Genomic DNA, 22,426 nt, shown 5'->3' on the forward strand with positions numbered 1-22,426 from the left:
GGTCTGCATGTCCCGTCATGTTGATGATCAGTCGGATCTCGGCACAGGCACTGCTTCCGTAGCGTCCGGGCAGGAGCCCGGGCTGCTGGAAGCAGCGGGTCTGCTGGGGCGAGAGTTGGGTGCAATCGTGCATGATCACTTGTTCCTTGCTGCTCTGGAAACCAGACAGGCGGGGGAAAGTCTGGTCAGTATCATCGCCATGGGCGTGATCGTGGCCTACCTGTTGCTGACTGCCTGGCTGGCGCTGGCTGGCGCGGTGGTCATCATGCTGGTGCAGCACTCGCTGGTCACGGTCGGTACGGCCCTGGTGCTGGTGTTCGCTGTTCATTGCCTGCTTGCCATGCTGCTGGTTGCCGCCATTCGCAGGCGTAGCAGATCCCTGATGTTTCCAGCCACGATGAGTCGGCTTGAACCGGCATTGCACTCGGATCCACCTGCGGATCGTTGTCCGTGAAAGCGACATACAAAAGTCTGTTCGGAAATGACAGCCAATCACTGGGTCTCCAGATCAGTCGGACGACCGACCGCCTGGATGAGCACAGGAGAACCGCGGGGGTGCTGAGTGCATCACTCCGATCCCGCCTGCGCTCCGCGCTCGTCTCGCCCGGCGGGCTGTGGATCGCCGGATGCGCAGGGTTTGTGGCTGCCGAGTGGATATACCGGCCGGCGCGGGGACTTCGTCCGGCCAGCCAGCAAGTATCGAGCTCACCGCGCCGCCCGCCAGCCACCGCCCTGGCGAATGTCGTGTTGCTGCTGAAATTCGCGGAGGGTCTGAGAATTATCTGGATGAAAACAGGCCTCGGAACGACCGAAGATGTGCGACAGCGAACAGAAGAGCGCGGGCGCAGGCGCATGCTGTGAATGAGGTCGAATTGCCGGGCAATCCCTGACCCGGTTACTGAACTGAAGGAGTAAAGATCATGCTATTTACAATTGCTGCCATTCTTGCGGTGCTATGGCTCCTGGGGTTCGTGTCCGGAACCACGTTGGGTGGATTAATTCACCTCCTGATCGTAATCGCAGTCATCATGGTGCTTTTCCAGCTGCTCAGCGGACGCCGGGTCGGATAGACCGCACCGTGTTCGGCTGAATTGATCGAATAGGTGTCATCCAGTGCCTGGCTGAGCAAAAGCACGGTTTCCAGAAGTTTTCTGTTCCTTTGCAGCAGGTCCTCGATTTGCGTGAGTGCTGCCTGAAGTTGCATCTTGGGATCTGCGCTTTCGAGACAGCGGAACCTCTCCGGTAGCGTTCGCAACTGCCACCGCGCTCGCGTGGATTGCGCGACCTGATTCCTCGCGATCCCCAGAATAATCTCGGGCTCGATCTCCCTTGTCGAATGCCTGTGGCCATTCGTGGTGTATGTAGTCATCCTTGGAATCCTCTTGGCAATGGAGCGAACCGGTCTGACCAAGTCGGTCCCATTCCCGCATAAGAAGGCCGGGTGACCAACTTTCGGTCGCTTGGGAAAGCAATATGACACTTCCCGGATTGAGTGTCTGTTCGGCAGCAAACAACGCATACCGCAGCCGCACCAATTTCACATGGAGAACGCAAATCACGTCTATGCCCTCCACCCTGAATCGGTCCTGATCAAGCAAACCAGCCTGAAGCGCACCAATGCAGATGTATGTTCGGTAGCGCACAGAGTATTGGCGGGCCTGGCAGTTAGCCTGAATGTTCGTCTGTTTGGCGATTTGAGAAACTTAGCGAGGATTTTCCGTGATGAACAGTCTCCGGCCCGTTTTTACCAGGTGCGGCGTGCCCATTGCTCGAGACGCAGGGGCATTGCGCCGGCGGACATTCTTCAAGATCGTGGGAATTGCAGGTGTAGCGCTGCTATTGCTGGCTGCCCCGGCGTTGTCCCAGACTGCCCCGGACCTTGGAACCACCAGCCCATTCGCGATCGTATCCGAAACCTTCACCAATACCACGCCCGGGACGGTTGTCGATGGCGATGTCTGTTTCACGACCGGGCCTGTCGTTGCTCCCGTAGTTAACGGGTCTGTACAGACGCCATGCGCGGCACAGACCGGAATCGATCAGGATGCCGCCCGGGCCGATCTGGTCGCACAACCATGTACTTCGATCGGTGCTGCCGTAGCGCTGGACACGATCAGTATCGGCGCCAACCCGCCCGGGGAATTCCCGCCCGGCTGCTACTCGAGTACCGGAGCCATGAGCTAAACCACAGGCGCGACGCTCACGCTAAGCGGCGAGGGTGTGTACATCTTCAGACCCGGCGGCGCGCTGGATCCGGGCGCCAATTCCAGTGTCATTACCGCTGATGGCGCCTGTTCGGACAATGTCTTCTGGGCGCCTGAAGGCGGCACGACCATTGGCGCCAATGCCGCTTTTGTCGGCACCGTGTTTCGTGGCACAGCCGCCGGTCTCAACATTACATTGGGGGACTCGGCCTCACTGGAAGGCAGGGCGCTGGCATTTGGTTCGACCGTCACCACTGACAACAATTTGATTGCCGTTCCTGATCAATGCCCCGGCACCATCATCGTCGAAAAGCGAACCAACCCGCCGGGCAGCCTGCAAAGCTTCACCTTTACCGGTGATGCCGCCGGCGATTTGACCGACGGCGAACAAATCGTTGTCGACAACCTGGCACCGGGCAATTACAGTTCGACTGAATCGGTTCCGGCCGGTTGGGAGCTGACCGACATCATCTGCAACGATGCCGACAGCACCGGCGATATCGGAACGGCAACGGCAAACTTTGTGCTCGAGGCCGGCGAAACCGTGACCTGTGTGTTTATCAACACGGAGATTGGTGCTACTGATGGCACGATCACCATCCTCAAGCAGGCCGACCCACCCGGCACGGGTCAGTCGTTCGACTTCACCGGCGATCTCGGCAACTTCAGCCTGATGCACGGCGAGTTCATCGTCGAAACGCTGCCGCCCGGCACCTACGCGGTCAGCGAAACGGTACCGAATGGCTGGCGGCTCGACAGCGCCACCTGCGACGACGGCTCGCCGGTCAGCGCCATCGAACTTGAAGCCGGTGAAAGCGTGACCTGCACATTCAACAATTCGCAGCGGGCAGCAGCGCTGCCTGTGCCGATCTTTTCACAGGGCGGGGTTGTGCTGATTATCCTGATGATGATGCTGATGGCGGCAGTCTTTCTGCGGCGTACCGATCTGACTCGAAGGTAGCAGTTGCAATACCCGGGAGAGTCTCTGCTCGAGAGTCTCTCCAAACAAAACCCTGGTTGCTCACGCGACCAGGATTTTTTTAATGGAGTACGAGCCGTCTTGCTGCGGGCGACCGGCTATCCGATGCGAATTCCCGATATCGGGCCGATCACGCCGAACGCGGATAGCAGCCAGATGATGACGACAATAATGACGACCACATTCAGGATCTTCTTGATCGTGGACTGCATCGGAATAAAGCTGTTGATCAGCCACAACAGGACGCCAACGACGACCAGGGTAATGATGAGATTAATAAGGGACATTCAGAGATTCCTCAAGAGAGTTGGAGACAACGCCAATATAGAATTCGGGGACATGCGCGTCGGTGCTCTGGCACACACACGTCCAGGAATTCCGACGCGACTGTTGAGAGGCTCCTTGATCGGAAACTCCCCCCACAGGCCAGGGAAAACATGCAGTCAAGTGCCGGCGCCGGCAAGACAGGCCAGTTCGAGTCGTAGTGCCAGATTGGCGTGGAGTTCAAACAACGGGTGATCGAACGCCATCGGCTCGTTCTCGACGATTCTCAAGCCCTGGCAGGGGCGATCGAGTTCCAGCAAGACCTGGGCCAGGTTCAGGCGCGCCGGCAAGTTGTCGGGCCTGCTCTCAAGTGCCCGTTCAAAATCGGTGGCGGCGTCTTCGAGGGCGCCGAGTTCGTAGCGGGCGTTACCCATGCCCATCCAGGCCAGCGACTCGTTGGGCCACTGTTCGGCCACGGCCCGCCATGCCCGCAGGCGTGGCTCGGCCGGTGCGTGATCGTCGAAGTCGGCCAGCGCGCGCAGCACGGCCGGAAGATGCGGGTTGGCCGGGAGTTCGCCGGGCTCGAGTACCACGATGGCCCAGCGCGAGGCCCAGTCCCACTCGCGCATCCAGCGTCGGGTCGGCGTGGCCTGCAGCGGATCGGTGCCAGAGCGCATCAGGATTTCGGCGCGTTCGCGGTGGTAGCCAATGACGACAGCGTAGTGCCATGTCGGCACCTTGCGCAGTCCCAGGTTCTGGAGGATCAGCACCGGCCGCCCGGCCTCGACCTCGGCAAGCACGGGTTCGAGTTCGCCCGGTAGCCGGAAGGGAATGCGTTCGAAGCTTCTGGCCGCAGCCATCATCTCGACCTGCAGGCTGCCCTCCAGGCCCGGTACATAAACCCGGTCGGCGACTTCGTCATAGGCCGGTGTGGCGCCTGACGCCTCGAGTACCGTGATCAGCGCCGCCGGGCCACAGTGATGCGCCAGTTGCGGGTAAAACGGTGTCTCGCTCAATTCGATGTGCGGCGCCCATGAGTCCGGAATCTTCGTGTCGAAGGTGGCACAACCGGTGGCCAGGAGAAAAAAAAGCGCGGCCAGGAAGGCCGCGCCATTGTTGCGTACTTCCGGCATCAGCGCCTCATGACGTGAAGAACGATGAGAACCAGAAAGATGACGCCGAGCACGTAAATTACGCCTGCGCCGGCCGGCATGTCGTCGATCTCTCCGGCGACAAGAGCAAGCTCTTCGGCGCTCATGTTGCCCACCCGCGCCATCGCCATTTCATGGGTTACGCCGAGGCTGGCTAGTTCGGCAGCCACGTCATCGCGCAAGAGATACGCCTCGACTCGGGTTTCCATGTTGCCGGCATCCAGCGCCAGCGCATCTCCGGTGGATACAAGCTGAGCCTGTGCCGGCATGATCAAGGAGACCATGGCCAGGGCGACTAATGCATTCATTGCTATTGATAGTGATTTGATCATTTCGGTGCTCCTTGGTTGATATCTCTAATGTGGGAAAGCCCTGTTGGGCCTTCCCGTTGGTCAGGGGCGATTCAATCTGAACCGGCTGAAGCCTGCGAGCCGGACGGGTTCTCGATGATGATCTCCACCCGACGGTTCATCTGGCGACCGGTCGCCGATGTATTGGATGCCACCGGTCGATCCATACCCATTCCGGCCGTGGTGATCCGTCCCGATGCGATGCCCTGTTGAGTCAGGAAATGTCTTACTGAGTCCGCACGGCGTTGCGAAAGGTCGCGGTTGTACTCAATCGCGCCGATATTGTCGGTGTGGCCTTCAATATGGACGCGCCGTTCCGGGTATTGATTGAGAAAGTTGACCAGCTTGTCGAGATTGACGTGGGCGCCGGCCTGCAGCTCCGTGCTGGCCGTGGCAAACAGCACATCACCCAGGGTCAGCACCAGTCCGCGACTGGTGATCTCGGCCTCCAGGATTTCGATCTGGCGCTGCATCTCGGCGGCCCGCCGCGCAGCGGCTGCTTCGGATTCGGATTCAGCCCTGCGTGCAGCTTCAGCGGCGCGTCTTGCCATTTCCGCTTCCTCACGGGCGAGCTGTGCATCGGCCTGAGCGCGGCCCGCTTCGGAACGGGCACGTTGCGCATCGGTCTGGGCTCTGTCGGCCTCACCGCGAGCATGCCTGGCGTCGGCGTGTGCCCGGTCCGCTTCTCTCGTTCGAGCCGCAAGGCGCGCCCGCTCGCGTTCTTCGCCAAGCGCCTTGCGCTGGCTTTCCGCGTATCGGGTTGTTGCCCTGGCCCTGGCGATTTCCACCTTGTGGTCGGCCAGGTACACCCGGTGAGCAGCCAGGGCGGAATCCGATGAGCCGGTCAGCGACTGCTCCGCGATTCGCACGGCCTCTTCGGCTTCCCGGATCTCGACACGCGCATGCGGTGCCAGATTCGGATCGCTCTGAAGCGCGCTCAGTTTTTCTCGCGCTTCCATGGCGCCCGGCGGGGCTGACGGCGTGGTGGCGCATGCCGCCACCAGTAGCGTTGCCATTGCCAATGCGGCCATCCGCATGCCCCGGTTCCAGTTTCTGTGTTTCACGGTTGTCATAATGAGTGTCATTGCCTGTCTCCAGTTCGGCGCATTTCTTCAAGCAGCGCTTCGGTGCTGCGCTGTATTTCGTGGTTGATCTCGGCTGCCTTGGCAGAACCGGTTCTCGCAATGGCCAGCTCGGCCGCGATCCGCGATTGCCTGGCAAAACGATCCGCCTCGGTCATGCGTTCCTGGCCGACTGAGCGCTCGGCCAGGGACAACTGACTGCGTGCTTCGTCAAGTTCGGCGCTTGCGTACTGGCGCGCATCTGACTGTTCGGCGTTGGCAATCGCCTGGCGCGCATCGGAAAGGGATTCTGTGGGCGGCTGGGGCGTGGAAGCGCAGGCGCCGAGCAACAGCAGGGAAACAGCCGGGACCGCGGCTGACTTCAAGATTCGTTTCAGGCTTGCTCCGTTTGAACGTGGCATTTTCATGCTCCAGTGGAAATGTGTGTCGCGTGGCACTGATGCTCAGCGCCGCGGGCTCCTGGTCAGATCGTTCCCGACGAATCGGGAAAGCTCTGCTACGGCAGGACTTTGAGCCTGCGCCTTGAGGTGTAGCGCCGTCGGTACGCCAGCGCACTGAGCCCGGGTCATGGATGACTTCAATCGATGCCGAACTGGCGCGCATAGGCGGCAAGGCCGGCCGGATAGCATTGGCAGGCGACCGCTTCCAGGCCGGGTCGCGACAGCACCTGGATATGACCGCGGGTGTAGCGGATCAACTGCTGTGCCTGCAGGCGGCCGGCCGCGATGGTCACCGCACTTCGGCGCACGCCCAGCATGTCCGACAGGAACAGGTGGGTCAGCACCAGGGGTTGGCCGCGGGCGCGGTCCTCCATCATCAACAGCCAGCGGGCCAGGCGCGCGGCGACTTCATGGAAGGCGTTGCAGGCAGCGGTCTGGGACAGTTGTTCGACGAGCACGAACAGATAGCCATGGACGAGGCGCTCGAGGGCCGGCGTGGCGGTGAGCTGGCGCCGGAACGCGGCTGCGGGGATCTCCAGGGCAAGTCCGCTGCCCTGGACGATGGCCGGCATGGGATGACGCTTCATGCCCAGGGCCAGGGTTGCGCCCAGCATACCTTCAAAACCGATCATGCCCATCTCCAGGGGGTTGTGGTCGTCGACCCGGGCGGTGACCGAGATGATGGCCGTGGTCGGAAACAGCACCCTTTCGATCGGCGCGCCGGCTTCGGCGATCACCTGATCGAATTCGAGATCGGTCAGCTCACAGGTGGCCAGCAGCGATTGGGCGGCGGCAGCGGGCAGTTGATCGATCAGTCTATTGGTGGCAGAGGTTTGAATGGCCATGGGCTTGGGGTTCCCGGGGCAAGAAGCCGTCATCAGCCAGCATTGGCCGGTGTTGCAGCGATCCTGCAGTGGGCATGCTCACTGAAGAGGCCGGGGCCTGTCTGTTCGCCGGGGCACGTTTAGACCATCTGGTGCCGATCGGACTGGCAGGTGGCTTTGGCAGGGCCAGGTCGGTGTCGTGTATCGCTACAGACTGCCTTGGCCTCCGAGTCGACCTCCAGCGGGAGGATTCGCTTCAGCTCGACGCGGTGGCGAAGCCTTCAGCGAATCCTCCCACTGGATTCCGGTACCCACCGTGGTTGTCGGAGTTTCTCGCTTTCGTCTGAGGTACGAGGTCGATCAGGCGTCGCTAAAGATGCTTCGCGTAAGCGGCCAGGCGTTCGGTTTCTACCTTGACCACGGCGTAGCATTCGCACGCAAGTTCTTCCAGCTTCGGGCGGTTGAGTACGGTGATACGACCGCGCTGGTATTCGATGACGCCCAGCTTCTGCAGCTTGCCGGCCGCTTCGGTGACGCCTTCCCGGCGCACGCCCAGCATGTTGGCGATCAGTTCCTGGGTCATGGTCAGTTCGTTGGTCGGGAGTCGATCCAGGGACAACAGCAGCCAGCGGCAAAGTTGCTGGTCGATGGTGTGGTGCCGGTTGCAAACGGCAGTCTGGGCCATCTGGGTGATCAGAGCCTGGGTGTAGCGCAGCAGCAGCATGCGCATGGCCTGATCGTTGTTGAACTCGTGCTTGAGCCTGGCGGCAGGCAGCCGGTATGCGGTGCCGGCACTCTGGACGATCGCTCGGCTGGGCGTGCTGTCGCCGCCCATGAAAACCGCGATGCCGACGATACCCTCTCGGCCCACCACCGAGATCTCGGCGGAGTGACCGTCGAGCATGACGTAGAGCAAGGAAATGATGCAGTCGACCGGGAAGTAAACGTACTCCACCTCCTGGCCGGCGGCATAGATCCCCTTGCCAAGTGGCAGCTCGATCTCGCGCAACATCGGAAATACACGCTCTTTTGCCCCTGTCGGTAACAGCGCGAGCAGGTCGTTTCGCTCCGGTCCGGTCTTCATGGCCACCTCTCTGCGGCATGCTGGCCAAGCAGAATCGTGAAGTCAGCACGACGGTAGCATACAGCCTGGCATGGCTGCACGCACGTCGTTTGTCATTGTCATGAGTGTGGTCAGCATGACCGACAAGTTCGGGACAGGCATGGAATTCGTTGCGGGACAGGCATGGAATTCGTTGACTGTCAGCGCCTGGACAGAAAAGCCGCCGGTGTAATGATCGGCCTGCCTTCGTAAGGACTCAGTACGAGCAGATCCTTGTCTCCTGTGATCAACAGATCACCGCCGCCGTCAATCAACACTTCGAGGAAACGATTGTCATCGGGGTCGGGGCAATCGGCAATCCGAATCGAAGGCTTGACCCATTCGGCCAGATCGGCCAGCCAATCCAGGTAGCGGTTCATCTGCTCGGCGGTTCGGTATCGATCAAACTTGGGGCGAGCCAGCCGGGTTGCCAGCTCCAGGAATGTCACTCGGGAAAGCAGTAGTGTTGCCCCTGAAGTGGACAGACCTCTCATCACTTCACCGGGCTTGCTGTCAGGCAGCAATAGTGCGCTGATCAACACATTGGTGTCGACCACCACCCGATCAGCTTTCATCGGCCAGCAACTGGTCGAGCGCCTCCTCCGTCAATCCCTGCTCGGCGGCATAGCGGCCGGTCTGTTCCATCACGGCCAGAAGATTGCGCCATGCGCGACTCTGGCGCCGCTCGTACTCCTCGGCCGAAACGATGACCACGCTTGGGCGTCCCTGACGGGTCACCGTCACCGGCTCGCGCTGCGCGGCATCAATCACCTTCCCGAATCGATTCTTGGCTTCCAGTGCAGTAAAGACCTTCATCACGTCGCTCCATCAGCTAGATTAGCTATTTTAGCTATGAATAATTATTTGGGCAAGCTGATTCAATGGTGGATGACCTTTGATCGAACAACTTCCCCCTGACCTCGGGATACAAATGCGCGTCCACTCAGGATGCAATTGGACGGACAGCGGGTCTACTCAGTCGCGAGAGATCCCCAGACAGCGTTGAGCCTACCGCACCGGGTCATTCCAATCCCCTGCACCCGAACCCCGGCGCGGACACACACCAAGGCAGATTGTCATGCTCGGGTGGATCTTCCTGATCGTTTCATCGTCACCAGCGCGATGCCGCCGAGAATGGACAGGCCGAACTAAGGCTAGGCGCAGGGTGACGGGCGCGACGAGAAGCAGGATTCCGAGCATGGCGGTGATGTGACCGGTCGATCGCCGTTTCGGTCAGCGCCAGGCGTGCCAGGATGGAATTGGCGGCGAATGCGGTCAGCGCCAGTGCAGTCAGACCAAGGATATGGTGTGTTTTCACCACGGTATCACTTGGCGCAGCATGCCTTCCAACCCGTTAAGCTTGACTTCGTAGACCAAGGCCAGTTGCCGGCCGAGCTTGCCGTCGGGAAAATCCTCGCCGCGTTTTCTGTCCCGGCACTGAAAAAGATGCGTTGATGCCAGATTCTATGATGCTACGATGTTTTTATGCGAACGACTCTGACCATCGACGACGAACTGGCCCGGCTACTCAAGCAACGCGCCGCTGAGACCGGCCGCCCGTTCAAGGAGGTGGTCAGCGAGGCACTGCGCACCGGTCTGGAGCAAACCGCCACACCCCCCGCCTGTCGGCCATACCAGCTTAAGCCCGTTGCCCTGGGCCGCCCGGCCCGCGGCATCGATCTCGACAAGGCGCTGCAACTGGCCGGCAACCTCGAAGACCAGGAGCTGGCGCGCAAGCTAGGGAGCGTCTAAACAACTCTGCGCGGAGCGCGGTTCAGGGAAGTGTGGCTGTCGAGCGCGAGTGTCGACGCGCGGCCTCCCCCACAAACAACTCACAAGCCGGGTCATCGACCGGTTGATACGGATAGCTCGTGGCCTGCAGGAATTGCTCGAACTCGGGCTGGTCGGTTTCGGGGACGAGGAAGCCGGCGAGGACGCGGCCGTAGGCCGCACCATGGTTTCGGTAGTGGAAGAGGCTGATGGACCAGCGGCCCTTGAGGTGGGTGAGGAATTCTTCAAGCGCGCCGGGGCGTTCGGGGAAGCGAAAACGATAGAGGACTTCGCGGCCGGTGGCGGGGCGGTGGCCGCCGACCATGTGGCGCAGGTGGTCGCGGGCCAGTTCGTTGTCGGTCAGATCGAGGATATCGAAGCCGGCGGTTTGCAGGCGCTGGAACAGGCGGCTGCGTTGTTCGGGCCCGGCGTTCATTCTCAGGCCCACGAACACGTGGGCTTCCTTCAATGAAGAAAAGCGGTAGTTGAATTCGGTCAGTTCGGGCTCGCCCAGCGCGCGGCAGAACTTGAGAAAGCTGCCCGGTCGTTCGGGGATGGTGGCGGCAAACAGCACTTCGCGGCCCAGGCCGATCTGGGCGCGTTCGATGACATGGGCCATGCGTTCCAGCCCGATATTGGCGCCGGAGTTGATGGCGACCAGATGCTCACCCGCGCCGCCTTCGGCCAGGTAGCGACGGATGCCGGCCACGGCCAGGGCGCCGGCCGGCTCGATGACCGCACGGGTGTCGAGAAAGATGTCGTGTACGGCCGCGCAGATCTCGTCGACGCTGACCGCGATCATCTCATCGACCAGGTCGGCGGCGATATCGAAGCAATGGCGCCCGACCTTGCGCACGGCCACGCCGTCGGCGAACAGGTTGACCGGGCCGATATCGACCGGCTCTCCGGCCTGGAGCGCGGCAGCGAAACTGGCCGCGCCTTTGGGCTCCACGCCGATAACGCGGGTGGCCGGCGACAGCGTCTTGATGGCCGCGGCCACGCCGGCAAGCAGGCCGCCGCCACCGACCGGCACGAACACGGCATCGGGGGCAACCGGCATCTGGCGCAAAAGCTCGGTGGCCACACTGCCCTGCCCGGCAATAACATCAAGGTCGTCGAAGGGGTGGATGAAAACCGCGCCGGACTCGTTGCACAGCACATGGGCTTTGGCCTGGGCGGCATCGAAACCGTCGCCGTGCAGGATGACTTCCGCGCCCAGCCGGCGCACGGCATCGACCTTGATGGCCGGGGTGGTCTGGGGCATGACCACGCAGGCTCGAACGCCCAGCTTTTTCGCGGCCACGGCCACGCCCTGGGCATGGTTGCCGGCGCTGGCGGCGACCACGCCGCGCTCGCGCTCGGTTTGGCTCATGCGCGCCATGCGTGCATAGGCACCGCGCAGCTTGAAGGAGAATACCGGCTGCAGGTCCTCGCGCTTGAGCCAGATCGCTCTTCCGGTGTCCTGCGACAGCAGGGCGGCCTGTTCCACCGGGGTTTCCCGGGCCACAGCCTGGACCGGGGCGGCGACGATGCGTTGCAATAGTTCCAGTGCCTGCATGGTCTTGTCTACCCGGCCTACGAGGCGCGCGCGGTCGCGAGCGCGGAGGTGTGTGGTGCCGGATCGGGCTGACGAACTGCCGCCTCGGTGCTTGCCGATTGGTGAGACTCGGCAAGCCGTTGGCGAACGGCCGCGCCGGCGGCGCGCGTGCCCAGGCTACCGCCCAGGTCGGGCGTGGTCTGACCGGCATCGATGCAGGCGTGCACGGCTGCCTCGACCTGGCGCGCCTCGTCGATGAGCCCCAGCGACTGCTCGAGCATCATGGCCACCGACAGGAACATGGCGAAGGGGTTGGCGCGATCGCAGCCAGCCAGGTCCGGGGCCGAGCCGTGGATGGGCTCGTAGAGTCCCGGTGCCTTGTCACCCAGCGAAGCCGACGGCAGCAGGCCCATGGAGCCGGCCAGCATGGCGGCCTCGTCGGTGAGGATGTCGCCGAACAGGTTCTCGGTGACGATGACATCGAAATCGGCCGGGCGCGAGAGCAGGTGCATGGCGGCGGCATCGACCAGGATGATCTCCAGCTCGATATCGGGAAACTCGCGCCGGACCAGCTCACGGGTAACACTGCGCCACAGCCGGGAAGTGGCCAGCACATTGGCCTTGTCGACCAGGGTCAGGCGACCACGACGCGTGCGGGCAAGCGCCGCTGCCCGGCGCACCACCCGCTCGATCTCGCCACGCTCGTAGCGGCACACGTCCTCGGCCATGTCCCTGAACTCCACCTTGCGGCCGAAATACAGGCCACCGGTGAGTTCACGTACCACCACCAGGTCGACGTTTTCCAGCCGCTCGGAACGCAAGGGGCTGGCATCGAACAGCGCCGGGTGCGGCTTGACCGGGCGCAGGTTGGCATACAGGCCCAGTTCCTGGCGCAGTTGCAGGAGACCCTGCTCGGGACGGATGCGGGCTTCCGGATCATCCCATTTCGGGCCGCCGACCGCGCCGAGCAGCACGGCATCGGACTGGTGGCAGGCGGCCAGGGTATTGGATGGCAGCGGTACACCGAGCGCATCGATGGCCGCACCGCCGATCGGGCGGCGATGCAGTTCGAAGTCGTGGCCGTGCTGTTCAGCCAGTTCATTCAGCAGCGTCTCGGCCTCGGTCGTGATCTCCGGGCCGATGCCGTCGCCGGGCAGCAGGGTGATGGTTGCGCGCATCAGGCTGCCTCCCTCGACTTTTCCTCGAACCAGGCTATGGCCCGCTCCTGCGCCAGCAGATAACCGAGCGCATCCACTCCTTCCATCAGGCAGGTTCGGGCGAAGGGATCGAGACCGAATTCAATCTCGTGCCCATCGGGCAGGTGCAAGCGGGTCCGGTCGACATCCACGGTGACTTCAGCCCCGGGATGGGCCAGCAGCCAGGCGTGGGTGTCGGCATCCACCTCGATGGCCAGCAGGCCATTTCTGAGCGCATTGGCGCGGAAGATATCGGCAATGCGCGAGCTGATCACCACCCGAAAACCGAACTGCGACAAGGCCCAGACGGCATGCTCGCGCGAGGAACCGCAGCCGAAGTTCTCGCCGGCAACCAGGATCTCGCTGTGCGCGACATCGGGGGCATTGAGCGGGCAGTCGCTGCGCATGCTGCCATCCTTGTCATAGCGCCAGTCGGCAAAGGCGGCCTGGCCCAGCCCGAGGCGGTTGGTGGTGGTCAGAAAGCGCGCGGGCACAATCTGGTCGGTGTCGATGTTGCGCTCGGTGAGTACGACGGTGGTCGATTGCAGGTGCTTGAGCGGCGTCATTGGCGGGCCTCCATGTGGCGGGGCGAGGGAAAGTGGATGCGGACTTCCGGCGCAGCGTCGATATGGCGCGGGTCGGTGATGCAGCCTTTGACCGCGCAGGCCGCGGCGGTGGCCGGGCTGGCCAGGAAGGTACGGCTGCCCGGGCCCTGCCGGCCCTCGAAGTTGCGGTTGGACGTGCTGACCGCGGTCTGGCCCGGCGCGACCTGGTCGCCGTTCATGGCAATACACATCGAACAACCCGGCTCGCGCCATTCGGCGCCGGCGGCGAGAAAGACATCATCCAGACCTTCGGCCTCGGCGGCCTTGCGCACCTGTTCGGATCCGGGCACGACCAGCATGCGCACACCCTCGGCCACGCGCCGGCCGCGCATGATCTCGGCGGCGGCGCGCAGGTCGCCCAGCCGGGCGTTGGTGCACGAACCGACGAATACGACATCGACCTTGCGACCGATCAGCGGCTTGCCGGGGGTGACCTGCATGTACTCCATCGCCCGCTGGTTGGCTGGATTGGTGGTGGCCGGCACCGGCTGGGCAATGCCCACGACCATGCCCGGATGGGTGCCGTAGGTGATGGTCGGTTGGATCTCGTCGGCGTCGAAGTGGAATTCCTTGTCGAAGCGGGCGTCGCTGTCGCTTTGCAGTTGCAGCCATGCGTCAGCAGCGCGTTCGAAATCCTCGCCCTGCGGGCAATGTGCTCGGCCGCGCAGCCAGTCGACGGTGGTCTGGTCGGGTGCGATCAGACCGGCGCGGGCACCGGCCTCGATGGCCATGTTGCACACGGTCATGCGGCCTTCCATGTCGAGTGCGCGGATGGCGCTGCCGGCGAACTCGATGACATGCCCGGTGCCGGCATCGACGCCGACCTGGCCGATGACGTGCAGTACCAGGTCCTTGGCGCTCACGCCGGTGCCGAGACGGCCGTCGACGGTGATGCGCATGGTTTTGGGCTTGCGCTGCAGCAGGCACTGGGTGGCGAGCACGTGGCCGACCTCGCTGGTGCCGATGCCGAAGGCCAGTGCGCCGAAGGCGCCGTGGGTGGAAGTGTGCGAATCACCGCAGACGATGGTCATGCCCGGGCGGCTCAGCCCCAGTTCCGGGCCCATGACGTGGACGATGCCGCGGTTGGGGCTGTCCCAGTCGTGCACGGTGATGCCGTGACGGTCGCAGTTTTCCAGCAGGGTCTGGACCTGCTCCCAGGCCTGTTCGCTGCCGTAGCGACGCTGGCCCTGCAGGTCGGCCGGCCAGGTCGGGGTGGAATGATCCATCGTGGCGACGGTGCGATCGGGACGGCGCACCTTGAGGCCACGCGCGGCAAGTTCGGCGAACGCCTGCGGGCTGGTGACCTCGTGGATGAGGTGAAGATCGATATAGATCAGCGCCGGGGCATCTTCGGTTTCGGGGCGGACAACGTGGGCATCCCACAGCTTGTCAAACAGCGTTCGCGACATGGGGTATCTCCTGATCTTCATTCATCGGGCGGGAAAAATGGGTCAGCCAGCCGTGGCGGTCCGCGGTGGAACCGTCGAACAGGCCGAAAAAGCGGTCCTGGAACTGCCGGGTGATGGGGCCGCGGCCACCGGCGCGCACGGTGATGCCGTCGATGGAGCGGATCGGCGTGATCTCGGCGGCGGTGCCGGTGAAAAACGCCTCGTCGGCCAGGTAAAGCATCTCGCGCGGCATGGCCAGCTCGCGCACTTCGATATCGAGCTCGGCGGCCATATGCATGACCGTGTCGCGGGTGATGCCGCCCAGAATGGACGCGGCCACCGGCGGGGTGTAGAGCACGCCGTTGCGCACCAGAAACAGGTTCTCGCCGGCTCCTTCGCTGACCAGGCCGTCGTGGGACAGCGCGATGCCCTCGCCGTAGCCGTGCCGTTTGGCCTCGGAGCTGATCAGCGACCCGGAAATATAGTTGCCCCCGGCCTTGGCCAGGGTCGGCACGGTGTTGGGCGCCGGGCGCTGCCAGGAGGTCACGGCCACATCGACGCCGTGTTCCATGGCTTCCTCGCCCAGGTAGCGCCCCCAGGACACGGCCGCGACCACCACCTCGGTTTCGACATCTTCACCCGGCACCACGCCCAGGCCGCCGTAGCCGCGAAACACGATGGGGCGCAGGTAGGCCGAGTCCAGGCCGTTCTCCACCACCACCTGCTCGCAGGCTTTGAGCAGCGCATCGCGGTCGAACGGCATGGGCACGCGATGGATGCGGGCCGAGTCGAACAGGCGGTCGATGTGTTCCTGCAGTCGGAACGCGGCCGGCCCCTCGGGCGTGGCATAGACGCGGATGCCCTCGAAGACGCTCGAGCCGTAGTGGATGGCGTGGCTGAGCACGTGCACCGTGGCTTCCTGCCAGGGCAGCAGCTCGCCGTTTTTCCAGATATATTTCGATGCTTGAATGGCCATGTAATGTCGGTTCCTTGAAGTGCCGGGATCGGGTCAGGGAGCGGCGGCCGCGCGGGCCGGCTGGGTGTCGGGTCGGGCGACGGTCACGTGTTCGGCCGAAGCCGGACTGCGACTGGCGCGGTTGAGAATTTCGATGAAGGCCTGGGCGCAGGCGGCGACGATGTCGGTATCCACGCCGCGCCCGGCCCACTGCTCGTCGGCAATACGGGCCTGCAGCGAGGCCTCGCCCTGGGCGTCCTCGCCCTCGCTGACCGAACGCACGCGCATCGAGGTCAGCTCGAAATCGATGCCGGTGGCCCGGGCCATGGCCTTGAGCGCGGCATCGACCGGGCCGTCGCCGGTGGCCGCCTCGCGCACGAGCTGGCCGTCGGCGCCCTGCAGGGCCACGGCGGCACTGGGCAGTTGCCCCTCGCCCAGGCTGCTGGTGGTCTGCAGGCTGACGAGCCGCCACGGGCCGCCATGCGCGCCGGGCTGCCCGGCCACCAGGGCTTCAATATCGGCATCGAAAACCTGGCGCTTGCGATCGGCCAGATCCTTGAAACGGGTAAACAGCTTTTCCAGCTCGGTGTCGTTGAGCTCGAAGCCGAGCTCGCGCACGCGCTCGGCCAGGGCATGGCGGCCGGAATGCTTGCCCAACACCAGGGTGGAGCGACTGATGCCGACATCTTCCGGGCGCATGATTTCGTAGGTTTCGCGGTTGGCCAGCATGCCGTGCTGGTGGATGCCGGCCTCGTGGGCGAAGGCGTTGTCGCCGACAATCGCCTTGTTGGCCGGCACGAAGCCGCCAATGATGGCCGCGAGCTGGCGCGAGGCCGGGTACAGGCGACGGGTATCGACACCGGTGTCGACGCCGAACCGGTCGGCCCGGGTCTTGAGTGCCATGACGACTTCTTCCAGCGCGCAGTTGCCGGCGCGCTCGCCGATACCGTTGACGGTGCATTCGACCTGGCGCGCGCCGGCGGCGACGGCGGCCAGCGAGTTGGCCACGGCCATGCCCAGATCGTCGTGACAATGCGCCGAGATGACCACGTTCTCGATGCCGGTTACATGCTGCCTGAGGTGAGTGATGATTCGGCCCATTTCATCGGGCGTGGTGTAGCCGACCGTGTCGGGTACGTTGACGGTGGTCGCGCCGGCCTCGATCACCGCGCTCATGACCTCGACCAGGAAATCGGGCTCGGTGCGGATGGCGTCCTCGGCCGAGAATTCCACGTCGCGGCAGAACTCGCGTGCCAGGCGCACCCCGGCCACGGCGCGTTCAAGCACTTCGGCTCGACTCATGCCGAGTTTGTGTTCGCGGTGAATCGGACTGGTGGCGATGAACACGTGCAGCCGGCGGCGCGCGGCCGGCGCCAGCGCGCGCGCGGCCTGCGGAATGTCGTGGCTGTTGCAGCGCGCCAGCGAGCAGATGGTCGGGCCCTCGACGGAGCCGGCGATCTCGCGCACGGCATCGTAGTCGTGCGGCGAGGCGGCGGCAAAGCCGGCCTCAATCACATCCACGCCCATGGCCGCCAAGCTGCGGGCCATGCGCAGCTTCTGCGCCACGGTCATGCTGCAGCCGGGCGACTGTTCGCCGTCGCGCAAGGTGGTGTCAAAGATCACTACCCGTTCGTTGTCGTCAATCATGATTCAGTGCCTTGTTGAAAGTTCTCAATGCACCACAGAGGCACACCCCTCTGCGTCTCTGTGGTGAATCTTTTCATCCCTAACCACGCGCTTCGGAAGTCGCCAGGCGCTGGAGGTCGCCGGAGGGCACCAGGCTGGCCAGGGCGCGGGCGCAATCGGCCACGGTGGCCTGCCAGGGTTCGTGCTCGACCCGCTCGATCGAGGCGACGTCGCGCAGGCGTTGGACCTGCCGGGCCAGCACGGCTGGGCAGCGACCCGGACCATTGACCGCCAGACGCAGGAGCTGCCCCTCGCCGGCCTCGCGCAGCGCGAGCTCGGTGATCGCGAAACCGCGGCGCTGGATCAGGCCGAGGGTGCGCAGCAGTGCGCCTTCGGCGGGTTTCAGGCGGATTTCGAAATGAACACTCATCGTTGCTCTCCTTCCATCATGGTGGCGTTGCTTTTGCCGGGGGGAACCAGGGGCCAGACGTTGGCCTTGGGGTCGATACGAACGTGCAGCAGCGAGGGGCCGGGCTCTTCGAGCAGCCAGGTCAGCGCCTCGTCCACTTGATCACGGGTTTCGATGCTGCGCGCCTTGAGCCCGAAGACACGGGCCAGGGCGGCGAAGTCGGGGTTGTCGCTCAAGTCGATCTCGGAGTAGTTGCCGTCGAAGAACAGCTCCTGCCACTGGCGCACCATGCCCAGCGAGCTGTTGTCGAGCAGCACGATGCGCACATCGATGGCGTAGCGTTTCAGCGTGGCCAGCTCCTGGATGTTCATCATGATCGAGCCGTCGCCCGAGACCACCACGACCAGATCGTCGGGCCGGGCCAGCTTCGCGCCCATGCCGGCGGGCAGACCGTAGCCCATGGTGCCCAGCCCGCCGGAGGTCAGGTGACTGCGCGGGCGGGTGAAGCGGCAATGCTGGGCCACCCACATCTGGTGCTGGCCGACATCGCAAGCGATGGTGGCACGATCGCCGGCGCGTTCGCTCAGGGTCTTGAGCAGCGCCGGGGCGTAGATGAACTCGCCGGGCGCATCGTAGGGCCAGGCATGTCGTTGTCGCAGCTCCTGGCAACTTTCCATCCAGCCCTTCAGCCAGGGCCCGGCTTTGGATTCGATGCGCTGGGTGAGAGCGGCCAGGTTGGCGGCCAGGTCACCGGGCAGTGCGATGTCGGCATGGCGCAGCTTGCCGATTTCGGCCGCGTCGGCATCGATATGGATCACACGGGCGTTGGGGGCGAACTCGTCGAGTTTGCCGGTGGCGCGGTCGTCAAAGCGCGCGCCGACCACGATCAGCAGATCGGCTTCCTGCACGGCCAGGTTGGCCGCGGCCGAGCCGTGCATGCCCAGCATGCCCAGGAATTGCGGATCGTCGGTGGGAATGGCGCCCAGGCCCTTGAGCGTGCTGACCGCCGGAAAGCCGCTGCGGGTGACCAGTGACCGGACCTGTTCCTCGGCAGCGGCGATCTCGATGCCGCCGCCGAGATAGAACAACGGTTGCTGGGCCTCGGCCATGGCCCGGGCGGCGTCGGCCACGGCCGCCGGCACCGCTTTAGAGGTGCTGCGGAACCTGGGCATCGACACGCCAGCGTTGATCGGGTTGACGGTGATGTCCTTGGGCACGTCGATCAGCACCGGGCCGGGCCGGCCTTCGGTGGCCAGGAAGAAGGCCTCGGCCAGCACTTCGGGGAGATCGGCGGTGTCGCGGATGATGTAGCTGTGCTTGACCACGGGCAGGGTGATGCCGAACACGTCGACTTCCTGGAAGGCATCGGTGCCCATCATCGGCGTGGCCACCTGGCCGGTAATCGCCACCACCGGGACTGAATCGAGCATGCTGTTGGCCAGCCCGGTGACCAGGTTGGTGGCACCCGGACCGGAGGTGGCCATGCACACGCCGGCACGGCGCGTGACGCGGGCATAGCCGTCGGCGGCCAGCGCCGCGCCCTGCTCGTGGCGGGTGAGAATGTGACGGATGCCGGAGTCCGGCAGCGCATCGTAGATGGGCATGATGGCGCCGCCGGGGTAACCGAACACGGTATCGACGCCCAGCTCGCGCAGGCAGCGCACCAAAAGCTTCGCGCCGCTGATGGTGCTTGTTTCCGGTTGTTCCTGGGCCATGGGCTGGTTCACTGGACGGTTCCTCCTCGAGAGCTCAGGCGGCCTGTTCGCGGGACTTGTCGGCCCCGGCCTGCAGCCAGCTCATGCGCGCGCGCAGGGCCTTGCCGACCTGCTCGATCTCGTGGCCGGTACGGGCCTTGATCAGTGCGCGGTGGCGCGGCAGGCCGGCCTGGTTTTCCAGGATCCAGTCGCGGGCGAACTCGCCGGTGCGGATTTCGCCGAGCACTTCGCGCATGCGCTCGCGCGTGGACTCGTCGATGATGCGCGGGCCGCGGGTGAGATCACCAAATGCAGCCGTGTCGGAGACAAACTCGTACATCTTGGCCATGCCGCCTTCGTGCAGCAGGTCGACGATGAGCTTGAGCTCGTGCAGGCACTCGAAGTAGGCCACCTCGGGCTGGTAGCCGGCCTCGACCAGGGTTTCGAAGCCCTGGATGACCAGCTCGGCGGTGCCGCCGCACAACACCACCTGCTCGCCGAACAGGTCGGTTTCGGTTTCTTCCTGGAAGCTGGTGTCGATGACGCCGCCGCGCGTACCGCCGATGCCGTGGGCATAGGACAGCGCCCGGGCATGGGCCTGGCCGGAGGCATCCTGCTCGACGGCGCGCAGGCAGGGCACGCCGCGGCCTTCCTGGTACTGGCGCCGAACCAGATCGCCCGGCCCCTTGGGTGCGACCATGATGACGTCGATGTCGGCGCGCGGGCGGATGCAGCCGAAGTGGATGTTGAAACCGTGGGCGAACAGCAGGGCCGAACCGGGCCGGATACGCGCTTGGACCTGCTGGTAGATTTCGGGCTGGGCCATGTCGGGTGCGAGCATGGCGATCAACCCGGCCCGGGCGGCAGCCTCGGCCGGTTCGGCGACCTCGAATCCGTCGTCGCCGGCGCGTTTCCAACTTACACCGTCGCGGCGGGCGCCGATGATGACCTTGAAGCCGGACTCGGCGAGGTTGTTGGCATGGGCGCGACCCTGGCTGCCGTAGCCGATGACGGCAATGGTGGTCTCGGCCAGGGCGTTGTTGTGGTGGTCGGCTTCGGTCCAGATCTTCATGCGGTTGTGCTCCTTTCAGGTTGGGGATTGCGATGGGAATGGCGTTCGGGTTGCCGATAAGGGGTCGGCGTGGAAAACGGGAAAGCGGTCACCGCACCGGTCGAGGCGCTGGAGACCTGGGCGATGTAGCGGGCATAGGCGCCCTGGGTCACGGCCGGTGCGGGCGGCTGCCATTGAGCGCGGCGCGATTCGATACCGGCATCGGTGTCCAGGCGCTGGCCGTCGACGTCGATGCGCACTTCATCGCCATCGGCCAGCAGCGCCAGCGGACCGCCATCGGCGGCTTCCGGGCAGACATGGCCGATCATGAATCCGTAGGTGGCACCGCTGAAGCGCCCGTCGGTGACCAGGGCCACCGAGTCGCTTAAACCCTGCCCAACCAGCGCGGCGGTCACGGCCAGCATCTCGCGCATGCCGGGGCCGCCTTTCGGGCCCTCGTAGCGGATCACGACGACGTTGCCGGGCTGGATCTCGCCGGCCTGTACGGCGGCAAATGCGGCATCCTCGCCGTCGAACACCCGCGCCGGGCCCACGTGTTCCAGGCGGCCATGACCGGCCAGCTTGATCACGCAGCCTTCGGGGGCGAGATTGCCGTAGAGCACGCCGAAGCCGCCGCGCGGCTTGAACGGATCGTCGGCCGGACGCACCACCTGCTGACCGTCGGCCGGGCGGGCATCGGCAGTTTCGGCGAACAGGGTCTGGCCGGTGCAGGTGGGCGCATCGTTCACCATCCCGGCCCGGCTCAGTTCGCGAATCACCAGGGCCGTGCCGCCGGCGGTGAACAGGTCCGGGGCCATGAATCGTCCGCCGGGTTTCAGGTCGGTGATCACCGGCGTGTTGCGCGCAATCTGGTCGAACTCGTCGAGCTCGAAGACCTGGCCGGCCTCGCGGGCGATGGCCAGCAGGTGCAGGATGGCGTTGGTCGACCCGGCCGTGGCGGTGACCACGGTGGCGGCATTGCGGATGGACTCGGTGGTGATCAAATCGCGCGCGCTGTGCTCGCGATGGAACATGGCCATGACCTGTTCGCCACAGCGCCGGGCCTGTTCGGCCTTGTCGGGATGCACCGCCGGCACGTCGTTGGCACCCATGGGCGAGAGCCCCAGCACGGTCAGCGCCTGGGCCATGGTGTTGGCGGTGAACTGGCCGCCGCAGGCACCGGCGCCCGGGCAGGCCGAGTTCTCGACCTCTTCCAGTTCGTTCTCGTCGATGCGCCCGGCCGCGCAGGCGCCGACGGCTTCGAACACATCCTGGATGGTGATGGCCAGTTCGTGATGGCGCCCGGGCATGATGGAGCCGCCGTAGAGCACCAGGCCGGGACGATCCAGGCGCGCCAGCGCCATGGCCGCGGCCGGCAGGGTCTTGTCGCAGCCGGCCAGCACGACCACGGCATCCAGGCAATGGCCGCGCACGGCCAGTTCGATGGAATCGGCAATGGTCTCGCGCGACATCAGCGAGGCTTGCATGCCCTCGCTGCCCATGGCGATGCCGTCGGTCACCAGGATGGTGTTGAACTCGATGGGCGTGCCGCCGGCGGCGCGAATCCCGGCCTTGAGCGGCTCGGCCAGCTCGCGCAGATGCAGGTTGCAGGGCGTGACCTCGCTCCAGGTATTGACCACGGCCACCATGGGACGCGCGATGTCTTCGTCGTTGAGGCCGGTGGCCTTGAGCATGGCCCGGGCCGGTGCCCGGTGTTGCCCTTTCTTGATCTTGTCGCTTTGCATTGTTTCTTCGTTGATCCGTTTGTCGAGCCCAAAAACGAAGAAACCCCGCTCCTT

Annotated in this window: 26 protein-coding genes and 1 pseudogene; 6 read left to right on the forward strand and 21 right to left on the reverse strand. The window is 64.4% G+C overall.

The window, feature by feature from the left end; all coding sequences use genetic code 11:
- Positions 1 to 7 precede the first annotated feature (7 nt).
- Genes IC757_RS13615 through IC757_RS16995 form a run of 3 tightly spaced genes read left to right on the forward strand, consistent with a single transcriptional unit; the run spans position 8 to position 1,070 of the window.
- Positions 8 to 454, forward strand: a complete 447-nt coding sequence (locus tag IC757_RS13615) for a phage holin family protein (protein WP_190974838.1) — start codon at positions 8 to 10, stop codon at positions 452 to 454.
- The gene (locus IC757_RS13620) at positions 451 to 861 is read left to right on the forward strand and encodes a hypothetical protein (RefSeq protein ID WP_190974839.1); all 411 of its coding nucleotides are present in this window, start codon (positions 451 to 453) and stop codon (positions 859 to 861) included. The genes IC757_RS13615 and IC757_RS13620 overlap by 4 nt, the downstream gene beginning before the upstream one ends.
- A 59-nt stretch (positions 862 to 920) precedes the next feature.
- Positions 921 to 1,070 carry a lmo0937 family membrane protein gene (locus IC757_RS16995; protein ID WP_190974840.1) on the forward strand — a complete coding sequence of 50 codons (150 nt, stop codon included), beginning with the start codon at positions 921 to 923 and terminating at the stop codon, positions 1,068 to 1,070.
- On the opposite strand, the gene IC757_RS13630 is transcribed toward IC757_RS16995, so the two are convergent.
- Positions 1,001 to 1,204, reverse strand: coding sequence for a hypothetical protein (locus IC757_RS13630; RefSeq protein WP_190977081.1), 204 nt, complete (start codon positions 1,202 to 1,204; stop codon positions 1,001 to 1,003). The genes IC757_RS16995 and IC757_RS13630 overlap by 70 nt on opposite strands.
- A gap of 1,001 nt (positions 1,205 to 2,205) precedes the next feature.
- Between IC757_RS13630 and IC757_RS17000 the strand changes: the two are divergent.
- Both IC757_RS17000 and IC757_RS16890 read left to right on the forward strand, forming a co-directional pair.
- A pseudogene (locus IC757_RS17000) lies at positions 2,206 to 2,745 on the forward strand (ice-binding family protein); the annotation flags it as partial.
- Positions 2,746 to 2,877: 132 nt separating this feature from the next.
- Positions 2,878 to 3,165: a prealbumin-like fold domain-containing protein gene (locus tag IC757_RS16890; RefSeq protein WP_263405599.1), complete on the forward strand. Its 288-nt coding sequence runs from the start codon at positions 2,878 to 2,880 to the stop codon at positions 3,163 to 3,165.
- A gap of 116 nt (positions 3,166 to 3,281) precedes the next feature.
- Here the strand turns inward: IC757_RS16890 and IC757_RS13640 are convergent, their stop codons facing one another.
- The 10 genes from IC757_RS13640 to IC757_RS17005 all read right to left on the reverse strand — a co-directional run bounded on the left by IC757_RS13640 (position 3,282) and on the right by IC757_RS17005 (position 9,857).
- Positions 3,282 to 3,470, reverse strand: a complete 189-nt coding sequence (locus IC757_RS13640) for a Thivi_2564 family membrane protein (protein WP_190974842.1) — start codon at positions 3,468 to 3,470, stop codon at positions 3,282 to 3,284.
- Between the two features lie 156 nt (positions 3,471 to 3,626).
- Positions 3,627 to 4,580, reverse strand: coding sequence for a PA2778 family cysteine peptidase (locus IC757_RS13645; RefSeq protein WP_190974843.1), 954 nt, complete (start codon positions 4,578 to 4,580; stop codon positions 3,627 to 3,629).
- Positions 4,580 to 4,906, reverse strand: coding sequence for a PA2779 family protein (locus IC757_RS13650; protein ID WP_190974844.1), 327 nt, complete (start codon positions 4,904 to 4,906; stop codon positions 4,580 to 4,582). The genes IC757_RS13645 and IC757_RS13650 overlap by 1 nt, the downstream gene beginning before the upstream one ends.
- 95 nt (positions 4,907 to 5,001) lie before the next feature.
- The gene (locus IC757_RS13655) at positions 5,002 to 5,964 is read right to left on the reverse strand and encodes an OmpA family protein (protein ID WP_223846143.1); all 963 of its coding nucleotides are present in this window, start codon (positions 5,962 to 5,964) and stop codon (positions 5,002 to 5,004) included.
- A gap of 65 nt (positions 5,965 to 6,029) precedes the next feature.
- Entirely contained in the window at positions 6,030 to 6,395 is a 366-nt protein-coding gene (locus IC757_RS13660) for a DUF4398 domain-containing protein (protein WP_190974845.1), read from the reverse strand.
- Positions 6,396 to 6,607: 212 nt separating this feature from the next.
- On the reverse strand, positions 6,608 to 7,315 hold the full coding sequence (locus tag IC757_RS13665) for a Crp/Fnr family transcriptional regulator (protein WP_190974846.1): 708 nt from the start codon (positions 7,313 to 7,315) through the stop codon (positions 6,608 to 6,610).
- Between the two features lie 349 nt (positions 7,316 to 7,664).
- Positions 7,665 to 8,378, reverse strand: coding sequence for a Crp/Fnr family transcriptional regulator (locus tag IC757_RS13670; protein WP_190974847.1), 714 nt, complete (start codon positions 8,376 to 8,378; stop codon positions 7,665 to 7,667).
- A 179-nt stretch (positions 8,379 to 8,557) separates the two neighbouring features.
- Positions 8,558 to 8,971: a putative toxin-antitoxin system toxin component, PIN family gene (locus IC757_RS13675; RefSeq protein WP_190974848.1), complete on the reverse strand. Its 414-nt coding sequence runs from the start codon at positions 8,969 to 8,971 to the stop codon at positions 8,558 to 8,560.
- On the reverse strand, positions 8,961 to 9,212 hold the full coding sequence (locus IC757_RS13680) for a type II toxin-antitoxin system Phd/YefM family antitoxin (RefSeq protein ID WP_190974849.1): 252 nt from the start codon (positions 9,210 to 9,212) through the stop codon (positions 8,961 to 8,963). The genes IC757_RS13675 and IC757_RS13680 overlap by 11 nt, the downstream gene beginning before the upstream one ends.
- Positions 9,213 to 9,710: 498 nt before the next feature.
- Positions 9,711 to 9,857 carry a putative quorum-sensing-regulated virulence factor gene (locus IC757_RS17005; protein ID WP_190977043.1) on the reverse strand — a complete coding sequence of 49 codons (147 nt, stop codon included), beginning with the start codon at positions 9,855 to 9,857 and terminating at the stop codon, positions 9,711 to 9,713.
- A gap of 24 nt (positions 9,858 to 9,881) precedes the next feature.
- Between IC757_RS17005 and IC757_RS13690 the strand changes: the two genes are divergently transcribed.
- Entirely contained in the window at positions 9,882 to 10,148 is a 267-nt protein-coding gene (locus IC757_RS13690) for a ribbon-helix-helix domain-containing protein (RefSeq protein WP_190974850.1), read from the forward strand.
- Positions 10,149 to 10,170: 22 nt separating this feature from the next.
- On the opposite strand, the gene ilvA is transcribed toward IC757_RS13690, so the two are convergent.
- The 10 genes from ilvA to ilvD form a co-directional block, all read right to left on the reverse strand.
- Entirely contained in the window at positions 10,171 to 11,724 is a 1,554-nt protein-coding gene (ilvA, locus tag IC757_RS13695) for a threonine ammonia-lyase, biosynthetic (RefSeq protein WP_190974851.1), read from the reverse strand.
- 17 nt (positions 11,725 to 11,741) lie between these two features.
- Positions 11,742 to 12,881, reverse strand: coding sequence for a 3-isopropylmalate dehydrogenase (gene leuB / locus IC757_RS13700; protein ID WP_190974852.1), 1,140 nt, complete (start codon positions 12,879 to 12,881; stop codon positions 11,742 to 11,744).
- Complete coding sequence (gene leuD, locus IC757_RS13705; RefSeq protein ID WP_190974853.1) at positions 12,881 to 13,465, reverse strand: 3-isopropylmalate dehydratase small subunit; 585 nt, start codon at positions 13,463 to 13,465, stop codon at positions 12,881 to 12,883. The genes leuB and leuD overlap by 1 nt, the downstream gene beginning before the upstream one ends.
- Positions 13,462 to 14,913 carry a 3-isopropylmalate dehydratase large subunit gene (gene leuC / locus IC757_RS13710; RefSeq protein WP_190974854.1) on the reverse strand — a complete coding sequence of 484 codons (1,452 nt, stop codon included), beginning with the start codon at positions 14,911 to 14,913 and terminating at the stop codon, positions 13,462 to 13,464. Before leuC ends, leuD begins: the two co-directional genes overlap by 4 nt.
- Positions 14,894 to 15,868 carry a branched-chain amino acid transaminase gene (locus tag IC757_RS13715; protein WP_190974855.1) on the reverse strand — a complete coding sequence of 325 codons (975 nt, stop codon included), beginning with the start codon at positions 15,866 to 15,868 and terminating at the stop codon, positions 14,894 to 14,896. Before IC757_RS13715 ends, leuC begins: the two co-directional genes overlap by 20 nt.
- A 33-nt stretch (positions 15,869 to 15,901) precedes the next feature.
- The gene (locus tag IC757_RS13720) at positions 15,902 to 17,494 is read right to left on the reverse strand and encodes a 2-isopropylmalate synthase (RefSeq protein WP_190974856.1); all 1,593 of its coding nucleotides are present in this window, start codon (positions 17,492 to 17,494) and stop codon (positions 15,902 to 15,904) included.
- 79 nt (positions 17,495 to 17,573) lie between these two features.
- Positions 17,574 to 17,903, reverse strand: coding sequence for an ACT domain-containing protein (locus IC757_RS13725; protein WP_190974857.1), 330 nt, complete (start codon positions 17,901 to 17,903; stop codon positions 17,574 to 17,576).
- On the reverse strand, positions 17,900 to 19,609 hold the full coding sequence (gene ilvG / locus IC757_RS13730) for an acetolactate synthase 2 catalytic subunit (protein WP_317976531.1): 1,710 nt from the start codon (positions 19,607 to 19,609) through the stop codon (positions 17,900 to 17,902). Before ilvG ends, IC757_RS13725 begins: the two co-directional genes overlap by 4 nt.
- A 22-nt stretch (positions 19,610 to 19,631) precedes the next feature.
- The gene (gene ilvC, locus IC757_RS13735) at positions 19,632 to 20,648 is read right to left on the reverse strand and encodes a ketol-acid reductoisomerase (protein ID WP_190974858.1); all 1,017 of its coding nucleotides are present in this window, start codon (positions 20,646 to 20,648) and stop codon (positions 19,632 to 19,634) included.
- Positions 20,645 to 22,372 (reverse strand): dihydroxy-acid dehydratase, encoded by a 1,728-nt coding sequence (gene ilvD / locus IC757_RS13740; protein WP_190974859.1) that lies wholly within the window; start codon positions 22,370 to 22,372, stop codon positions 20,645 to 20,647. The genes ilvC and ilvD overlap by 4 nt, the downstream gene beginning before the upstream one ends.
- Positions 22,373 to 22,426 lie beyond the last annotated feature (54 nt).

It is taken from the genome of Wenzhouxiangella sp. AB-CW3 (assembly GCF_014725735.1).
GTDB lineage: Bacteria > Pseudomonadota > Gammaproteobacteria > Xanthomonadales > Wenzhouxiangellaceae > Wenzhouxiangella.

Excerpts from the sequence above, each read along its gene's own strand:
- IC757_RS13615 (WP_190974838.1), top strand. The coding sequence starts at position 8 with ATGTCCCGTCATGTTGATGATCAGTCGGATCTCGGCACAGGCACTGCT.
- IC757_RS16995 (WP_190974840.1), top strand. The coding sequence starts at position 921 with ATGCTATTTACAATTGCTGCCATTCTTGCGGTGCTATGGCTCCTGGGG.
- IC757_RS13630 (WP_190977081.1), bottom strand. The coding sequence starts at position 1,204 with ATGCAACTTCAGGCAGCACTCACGCAAATCGAGGACCTGCTGCAAAGG.
- IC757_RS16890 (WP_263405599.1), top strand. The coding sequence starts at position 2,878 with ATGCACGGCGAGTTCATCGTCGAAACGCTGCCGCCCGGCACCTACGCG.
- IC757_RS13640 (WP_190974842.1), bottom strand. The coding sequence starts at position 3,470 with ATGTCCCTTATTAATCTCATCATTACCCTGGTCGTCGTTGGCGTCCTG.
- IC757_RS13645 (WP_190974843.1), bottom strand. The coding sequence starts at position 4,580 with ATGCCGGAAGTACGCAACAATGGCGCGGCCTTCCTGGCCGCGCTTTTT.
- IC757_RS13650 (WP_190974844.1), bottom strand. The coding sequence starts at position 4,906 with ATGAATGCATTAGTCGCCCTGGCCATGGTCTCCTTGATCATGCCGGCA.
- IC757_RS13655 (WP_223846143.1), bottom strand. The coding sequence starts at position 5,964 with ATGGCAACGCTACTGGTGGCGGCATGCGCCACCACGCCGTCAGCCCCG.
- IC757_RS13665 (WP_190974846.1), bottom strand. The coding sequence starts at position 7,315 with ATGGCCATTCAAACCTCTGCCACCAATAGACTGATCGATCAACTGCCC.
- IC757_RS13670 (WP_190974847.1), bottom strand. The coding sequence starts at position 8,378 with ATGAAGACCGGACCGGAGCGAAACGACCTGCTCGCGCTGTTACCGACA.
- IC757_RS13675 (WP_190974848.1), bottom strand. The coding sequence starts at position 8,971 with ATGAAAGCTGATCGGGTGGTGGTCGACACCAATGTGTTGATCAGCGCA.
- IC757_RS13680 (WP_190974849.1), bottom strand. The coding sequence starts at position 9,212 with ATGAAGGTCTTTACTGCACTGGAAGCCAAGAATCGATTCGGGAAGGTG.
- IC757_RS13690 (WP_190974850.1), top strand. The coding sequence starts at position 9,882 with ATGCGAACGACTCTGACCATCGACGACGAACTGGCCCGGCTACTCAAG.
- ilvA (WP_190974851.1), bottom strand. The coding sequence starts at position 11,724 with ATGCAGGCACTGGAACTATTGCAACGCATCGTCGCCGCCCCGGTCCAG.
- leuB (WP_190974852.1), bottom strand. The coding sequence starts at position 12,881 with ATGCGCGCAACCATCACCCTGCTGCCCGGCGACGGCATCGGCCCGGAG.
- leuD (WP_190974853.1), bottom strand. The coding sequence starts at position 13,465 with ATGACGCCGCTCAAGCACCTGCAATCGACCACCGTCGTACTCACCGAG.
- leuC (WP_190974854.1), bottom strand. The coding sequence starts at position 14,913 with ATGTCGCGAACGCTGTTTGACAAGCTGTGGGATGCCCACGTTGTCCGC.
- IC757_RS13715 (WP_190974855.1), bottom strand. The coding sequence starts at position 15,868 with ATGGCCATTCAAGCATCGAAATATATCTGGAAAAACGGCGAGCTGCTG.
- IC757_RS13720 (WP_190974856.1), bottom strand. The coding sequence starts at position 17,494 with ATGATTGACGACAACGAACGGGTAGTGATCTTTGACACCACCTTGCGC.
- IC757_RS13725 (WP_190974857.1), bottom strand. The coding sequence starts at position 17,903 with ATGAGTGTTCATTTCGAAATCCGCCTGAAACCCGCCGAAGGCGCACTG.
- ilvC (WP_190974858.1), bottom strand. The coding sequence starts at position 20,648 with ATGAAGATCTGGACCGAAGCCGACCACCACAACAACGCCCTGGCCGAG.
- ilvD (WP_190974859.1), bottom strand. The coding sequence starts at position 22,372 with ATGCAAAGCGACAAGATCAAGAAAGGGCAACACCGGGCACCGGCCCGG.